This window comes from uncultured Fibrobacter sp. (assembly GCF_937877005.1).
Classification (GTDB): domain Bacteria; phylum Fibrobacterota; class Fibrobacteria; order Fibrobacterales; family Fibrobacteraceae; genus Fibrobacter.
This window is the reverse complement of the sequence record NZ_CALEFV010000258.1, coordinates 1-6,181: the sequence shown is the minus strand read 5'-3', so window position 1 is coordinate 6,181 and position 6,181 is coordinate 1. Positions and strand designations below refer to the sequence as shown.

Genomic DNA, 6,181 nt, shown 5'->3' with positions numbered 1-6,181 from the left:
GCGTGGACCGTCATCTGCACCATTGCCGCCAATATCGAGGTGCTAATCCTAGTGCATGCCTTCGGGCTTGACACCACCCTCGGAAACGTCATCTTCGCATCGTCGTTCCTCGCGACCGACATCATGAGCGAAATCTTCGGCAAGAAAGAAGCTGGTCGCTGCGTCAGAATCGGAATTTTGGCAAATGTCACCTTTATCCTGATTTCGCAGAGTTGGTTCCTGTACATTCCGGCAGCTGGCGACACCATGGCAGAACCTATCCGTACCGTCTTTTCAAACACGCCGCGCGTCATGCTCGCTAGTTTGTTCGCATACGCCCTATGCGAATTATTCGATGTCTGGGCGTATCACGCCTGGTGGAAGTGGACCGCAAAGAAGTTCCACGACAAGAGAGGATACCTTTGGATTCGTAACAACGGATCTACCCTTGTCAGCCAGCTAATCAATGTACTGGCATTCAACCTGCTTGCCTTTGCAGGCGTTTTTCCCTGGGAAACGATTGGCGAAATACTGATTTTCGGTTACTGCATCTTTGTCGTGACCACCCTGATGGACACGCCCTTCGTGTACCTCGCGAGACATATCGCCGACAAGCATCCGGAGCTAAAGAATTAATCAACCTCGACAGGATTTGCGTTTTTTCGCAAAAAAACGAAGGTCGTTCAAAAAAACGGGCCGTTTTAAGAGAATCGCATTTTTCAAATCAGCCCCGATGAACTAAATTTTGCGCGGAAAATGTTTTTTACGGTGCTCACATACCTTGTCATCGGCCTTTTGGCTGTGTTCGGACTATTCTATATAGTCCTGGAGGCACGCTTTTTCCGTGCACTCGGCACCGTGCGTGTGGGTAATTCCGACGTGGAGCCCGCCCCCAGGGTAAGCATCCTGATTGCCGCCCGCAACGAATCCGAGGGAATCCGGGCAACGCTGGACTCGGTACTGGCACAGGATTACCGGGGAGACTGGGATATTTGGGTCGCCGACGACAGGTCCGATGACGACACCCCGAAAATTCTTGCGGAATATGCCGCCCAAAACCCGAAACTGCATGTTCTGACTATAAAAGAGATTCCCGAAGGAGTGAGCCCAAAAAAGCACGCCCTTTCGAAACTGATTGACGCTTGCGAAGGGGAAATACTCTGCCTTACCGACGCCGACTGCATCGTGAAACCCACCTGGGTTACAGGGATTGTCGCCGAATTTGAACCGGGAATTGAACTTGTGGCAGGACATTCGTACATTCCGACGATTCCCGGCAAGTCGAGCGTGCTCATCTGCATGCAGGCGATCGAGACGCTAATCTACCGCGTCGCGGGTACCGCTGGACTCGCCATGAGACTCCCCCTTACGAGCACCGGCAACAACCTCGCCTACCGCAAGAGCTTCTTCAAGAGCGTGCACGGGTTCGACAATGTCATCAAGATCCAGAGCGGCGACGACGACCTCTTGATGCAGAAACTTGCCGCCGACCGCCCCTGGGCCATGCGCTACTGCATTGCAGAAAGCACCTTCGTGACCACGAACGGCAAGGAGACCCTGAAGGAACTCTGGGAGCAGCGCAAGCGCTGGGCTTCGAAGACTATATATTATACGCCGAAAATCGTATTCGTGCTCAGCATGGTGTTCCTGTTCCTGACCATGCAGTGTATTGCGGCGGTGCTTTCGCCGTTCAGCTTCGAAATTTTTATCGCGACCGTAATCGCATTTATCGCCAAGTGCATTGGCGACCTAGTTCTGATACTCCGCGGGCTTAGGATATTCAGACAGGAACACCTCTTAAAATGGTGCATTCCTGTGGAATTTATCCACGCCCCCTTTACCGTGCTGGCCGTGCTTTTCGGCCTGTTCGGACGATTTAAATGGAAATAATGATGGCAACTACGACAAAAAAAGCAACGACAAAGAAAACGACAACGAAGGCAGCAACAAAGGCCCCGGTTGAAGGCAAGACTTTAATTATCGCCGAAAAACCGAGCGTGGCCCTGGATCTGGTGCGCGTACTCGGGCAAAAGAACTTCAAGAACGAAAAGACGCACTACGAAAGCGACACCACCATCGTGAGCCATGCCATCGGCCACCTGGTCGAAATCGCCGACCCGAAAGAAATCGACGAAAAGTACAAGAAGTGGGAAATGAGCACACTCCCCATGCTCCCGAAAGAATTCCCGCTAGTCGCAACGCCTGCCACCCGCGGACAACTTTCGGCTCTCTCTAAGCTCATCAAGCGTAAGGACGTGACGACCATCGTGAACGCATGCGATGCGGGCCGCGAAGGTGAACTGATTTTCTTCTATATATTACAGTACGTGCTCAAGGGCAAGTTCACGGGCAAGACCATCAAGCGCCTGTGGATGCAGAGCATGACCCCGGCCGCAATCAAGGAAGCTTTCGAAAACATGCGCGACGGCGCCGAAATGGAAAACCTGAAGGCCGCCGCCCTTTGCCGTAGCGAAGCCGACTGGCTCATTGGCATGAACGGAAGCCGCGGCCTTACCGCCTACAACAGCAGCATGGGCGGATTCCAGGTGACCCCGTGTGGCCGCGTGCAGACCCCGACGCTTGCCATTATCGTGAACCGCGAAGAAGAACGCCTGCAGTTTGTGCCGCAAAAGTTCTGGACCGTAGAAGCCGAGTTCGACAACGACGGCAGCCACTACCAAGGCAAGTGGTTCACCGCCAACAAGGAAGACGGCAAGGACAAAATCAAGCAGATTTTTGACGAGAGTAAAGTCAAGGATATCTTGAAAAAATGCAAGGGCAAGGTCGGTACCGTCGAAGAAACGTCCGCCCCCTCGCTCCAGAAGTGCGGCCCGCTGTACGACTTGACGACACTGCAGCGCGAAGCGAACAACCGCTTCGGCTTTAGCGCGAAGACCACCCTCTCGATTGCGCAGGCCCTGTACGAACGCCACAAGGCGACCACCTACCCGCGTACCGACAGCCGCTGCCTGCCCGAAGACTACGTGGCCCCGGTGAAGGCGACTCTTGGAAAGATCGAAGGCCCGCTCGCCAAGTTCGCCGAGACCGCCCTCAAGAACAACTGGGTCGTGAAGACACCCAAGGTGTTCGATAATTCCAAGATTTCGGACCACTTCGCCATCATCCCTACCGGCGTGATGCCCTCGGGACTCACCGAAGCCGAACAGAAAATTTTCACGATGATTTGCCAGCGATTCATCGCTGTGTTCTTCCCGCCCGCCAAGTACGAAAACACCACCCGCGTAACAACCGTGGAAGGCGAGACTTTCCTCACCGAAGGCAAGGTGCTTATTGATCCGGGTTTCAAGGCCGTGTACGGCAAGGACAGCGACGAAGAATCGAACATTCCGGCACTCAAGGGCAAGTCGGCCAAGACGGTCGCCCTCGAAGAAAAAGAAGACTTTACCAAGCCGCCCGCACACTACACCGAAAGCACGCTGCTTTCGATGATGGAAAGCGCCGGTAAGTTAGTGGAAGACGAAGAACTCCGCGACGCCATGAAGGAACGCGGCCTTGGAACGCCGGCAACGCGCGCCGCCATTATCGAAAAGCTCGTCAGCGACAAATACGTGGTTCGCGACGGCAAGGACATGATTCCGACCGCGAAGGCATTTGACCTGATCAAGGTGCTAAAGGCCATGGACATCGAAGCGCTCACCAGCCCGGAACTCACCGGCAACTGGGAATATAAAATGGAGCAAATCGAGAAGGGCAAGGAAACCCGCGAAAAGTTCATGGAAGGCATCGTCGACATGACGCGCACCATGGTGAAAAACATCAAGGGATTCAAGGAAGAAAGCACCACCGGCGAAGCCTCTTTCAGCCCCGTGAACGGCAAGAAGGTCTTTGAAACCGTGAGCCGCTACACCACCGAAGACGGAATCGTCATCCGCAAGATGATTGGCGGCAAGAGGCTCACCCCCGAAGAAATCACCGAGCTCCTGACCAACCGTAAAATCGGCCCGCTTACCGGATTCCGCAGCAAGCGCGGTGCTGAATTCTCTGCAGTAGTCATCATCAACGACGAAAACAAGATTGAATTCGTATTCGACGAAAAGCCCGAAGAAGTGGAAGTCGGCGCCGAAGTCGGCAAGTCACCTGTGGACGGCGCCGCCGTGTACGAAACCATGACCGGTTACGTGAGCGATTCTTACCTCAAAAAGGAACCCAGCGGCATTACGCTCCCGAAGATTTTGCTCGGTAAAGAAATCCCGCTCGAAGAAATCAAGAAGATGCTCGCCGGCGAAAAGACGACGCTTTTGAAGGGTTTCCGCAGCAACAAGACCCACCGCACCTTTGACGCCTACTTGTACCTAGATAAAGGCGGCAAGATCAAGTTCGACTTCCCGCCGCGCGAATTCAAACCCCGCCGCTTCGGAAAGAAGAAGGCAGAGTAGCCCGCGGCATGCACCTAAAAAGAGCAGTCACCATTTTTCTTGCGGCATTCGCCTTTGTGCAGGCGGAGGATTCTCTGCCCGAATACAGGTTTGTACCCCTGAACTCGCTTACGGAATCGATAGAAGTCGAGACCCCCTACGGCCTCCCCCACGAGCTCATGCCGCTGTGGGATTCGCTTAGCATTAAGCAGAAAGCAGCACAGATGGTGATGGTCTACATGACACCCGCTTCGTTCATGCTGGAGCACGAATTCGGCGGTTACCTGGTGATGAAAAATCATCTGAAAAATTTGGACAAGTTCACCGAGAACATCCGCACCGTGAACGATTCCATGCGCATCAGGCCGCTGGTGGCCGCAGACCAGGAAGGCGGACTCGTGAACCGCATCTCGGTAATTTCATCCAAGTGGGAACATACGCCGAGCGCGAAGCAGATGCGCACCATGAGCGAAGACTCGATACGAGTCCTTGCACAAAGAATTGGCGCCGTACTCGACAGCGTGGGCATCAACCTGAACCTCGCACCCGTACTGGACCCCGCCAAGGACAGCCACGGCAAGAATTCGTTTATGGAAGATTCCAAGCGTTCCTGGGGCGAAGACACCCTGAACGCCCCCAAGGTTCGAGCCTTTGTGCAGGGCATGCGCGAAAGCAACGTTGCCTGCGTTTCAAAACATTTCCCGGGTTACGATTCTTGGACCAACAGCGACCATCAAATTGCCGTGAGCTCGACACCCAAGGCAAAGGTCGCGAAGAACGTGGAATTCTTCAAGACACTCGCTAGCGACATTCCCGTGACCATGATGAGCAGCGTGAGCTTTGTGCGCATTTCGAGCCGCCCCGCCGTATTCGAACCGAAGATTGTGAAAATGGCCCGCGACATGTCGCCCGAAACAGTCATATTGACCGACGACCTGTGGGGAGTCAGCCTGCGCGCCTGGGTCAGCGGCAATGAGCGCGTCCGCAGCAAGAACTACCCCGCCAAGGACTTCAGGAAACTCGTGCGAACGGCACTCATGGCAGGGAACGACATGTTCATGATCACCTACCCGCAGAAAGCGGTCGAAATGGTGAACTACCTTGCAGCACTTTCCAAGCAGAGCAAATATTACCGCGAACGCATCGAAGAATCCGCCGCCCGCATTCTGAAGATGAAATACAAAGCGGGATTGCTCTAAACAACCTTCGCTTTTTTCGGGGTCGAGAGGTTCTTCACTTCCTTAAGGATTTTTTCCGGCCCCACCTTATTGTAGGCAAGCTTTAGAATTTCAGCCGCCGCAAGCGCATCGTCCAGAGCGCGGTGATGATTGAATTCCGGCAGTTCAAGCGCCTGCGTCAACTTATGCAGACTGTAACTCGGCTGTCCCGGAAAGAACTTGCGGGCCAGCTTGACCGTGCAGAGCCGCGGCGGGTCAATCTTAATGCAGCAACGCCTCAGCTCGGCACGCATGAAACGACTATCATACTGCACATTGTGAGCCACAAAAATACGGTCCTTCAAGAGGTCTGCCACCTCTTCGGCAATCGAAGCGAACTGGGGCTTGCCAAGAACCATTTCATCGGTTATCCCCGTCAGGTTCTTCACAAACGGCTGAATTGGCATACCAGGATCCACCAGCATACTGAAAGTCTTTACAACCTCTAGATCATCCAGCAGAACTATGCCAACTTCAATGATACGCCCCTCATCGGCGGAGCCACCCGTCGTCTCAAGATCTACAACTGCAAACTTCATCGTACTGAATCAAACTGGATTGCTTCTCCACAAAGAGGATAACTCTACTAAGGCAACAAGTTGCCAAGTA

5 protein-coding genes are annotated in these 6,181 nt (G+C 53.9%); 4 read left to right on the top strand and 1 reads right to left on the bottom strand.

The genetic code is table 11. The annotated features are described in order from the left end of the window. From Q0628_RS11600 to Q0628_RS11585, 4 genes are all read left to right on the top strand, one after another. The coding region (locus Q0628_RS11600) for a queuosine precursor transporter (RefSeq protein ID WP_298771185.1) at positions 1–615 on the top strand (615 nt) is incomplete at its 5' end. Positions 616–735: 120 nt separating this feature from the next. Continuing rightward, positions 736–1,869, top strand: a complete 1,134-nt coding sequence (locus Q0628_RS11595) for a glycosyltransferase (RefSeq protein WP_298771183.1) — start codon at positions 736–738, stop codon at positions 1,867–1,869. After that, positions 1,860–4,376, top strand: a complete 2,517-nt coding sequence (locus Q0628_RS11590) for a DNA topoisomerase III (RefSeq protein ID WP_298771181.1) — start codon at positions 1,860–1,862, stop codon at positions 4,374–4,376. Before Q0628_RS11595 ends, Q0628_RS11590 begins: the two co-directional genes overlap by 10 nt. A gap of 8 nt (positions 4,377–4,384) precedes the next feature. After that, positions 4,385–5,554 (top strand): glycoside hydrolase family 3 N-terminal domain-containing protein, encoded by a 1,170-nt coding sequence (locus Q0628_RS11585; protein WP_298771179.1) that lies wholly within the window; start codon positions 4,385–4,387, stop codon positions 5,552–5,554. On the opposite strand, the gene Q0628_RS11580 is transcribed toward Q0628_RS11585, so the two are convergent. After that, positions 5,551–6,111, bottom strand: coding sequence for a 3'-5' exonuclease (locus tag Q0628_RS11580; protein WP_298771177.1), 561 nt, complete (start codon positions 6,109–6,111; stop codon positions 5,551–5,553). The two genes, Q0628_RS11585 and Q0628_RS11580, sit on opposite strands and share 4 nt — an antisense overlap. Between the last annotated feature and the right edge of the window lie 70 nt (positions 6,112–6,181).

Coding starts and splice junctions, on each gene's coding strand:
- Q0628_RS11595 (WP_298771183.1), top strand. CDS start 736: ATGTTTTTTACGGTGCTCACATACCTTGTCATCGGCCTTTTGGCTGTG.
- Q0628_RS11590 (WP_298771181.1), top strand. CDS start 1,860: ATGGAAATAATGATGGCAACTACGACAAAAAAAGCAACGACAAAGAAA.
- Q0628_RS11585 (WP_298771179.1), top strand. CDS start 4,385: ATGCACCTAAAAAGAGCAGTCACCATTTTTCTTGCGGCATTCGCCTTT.
- Q0628_RS11580 (WP_298771177.1), bottom strand. CDS start 6,111: ATGAAGTTTGCAGTTGTAGATCTTGAGACGACGGGTGGCTCCGCCGAT.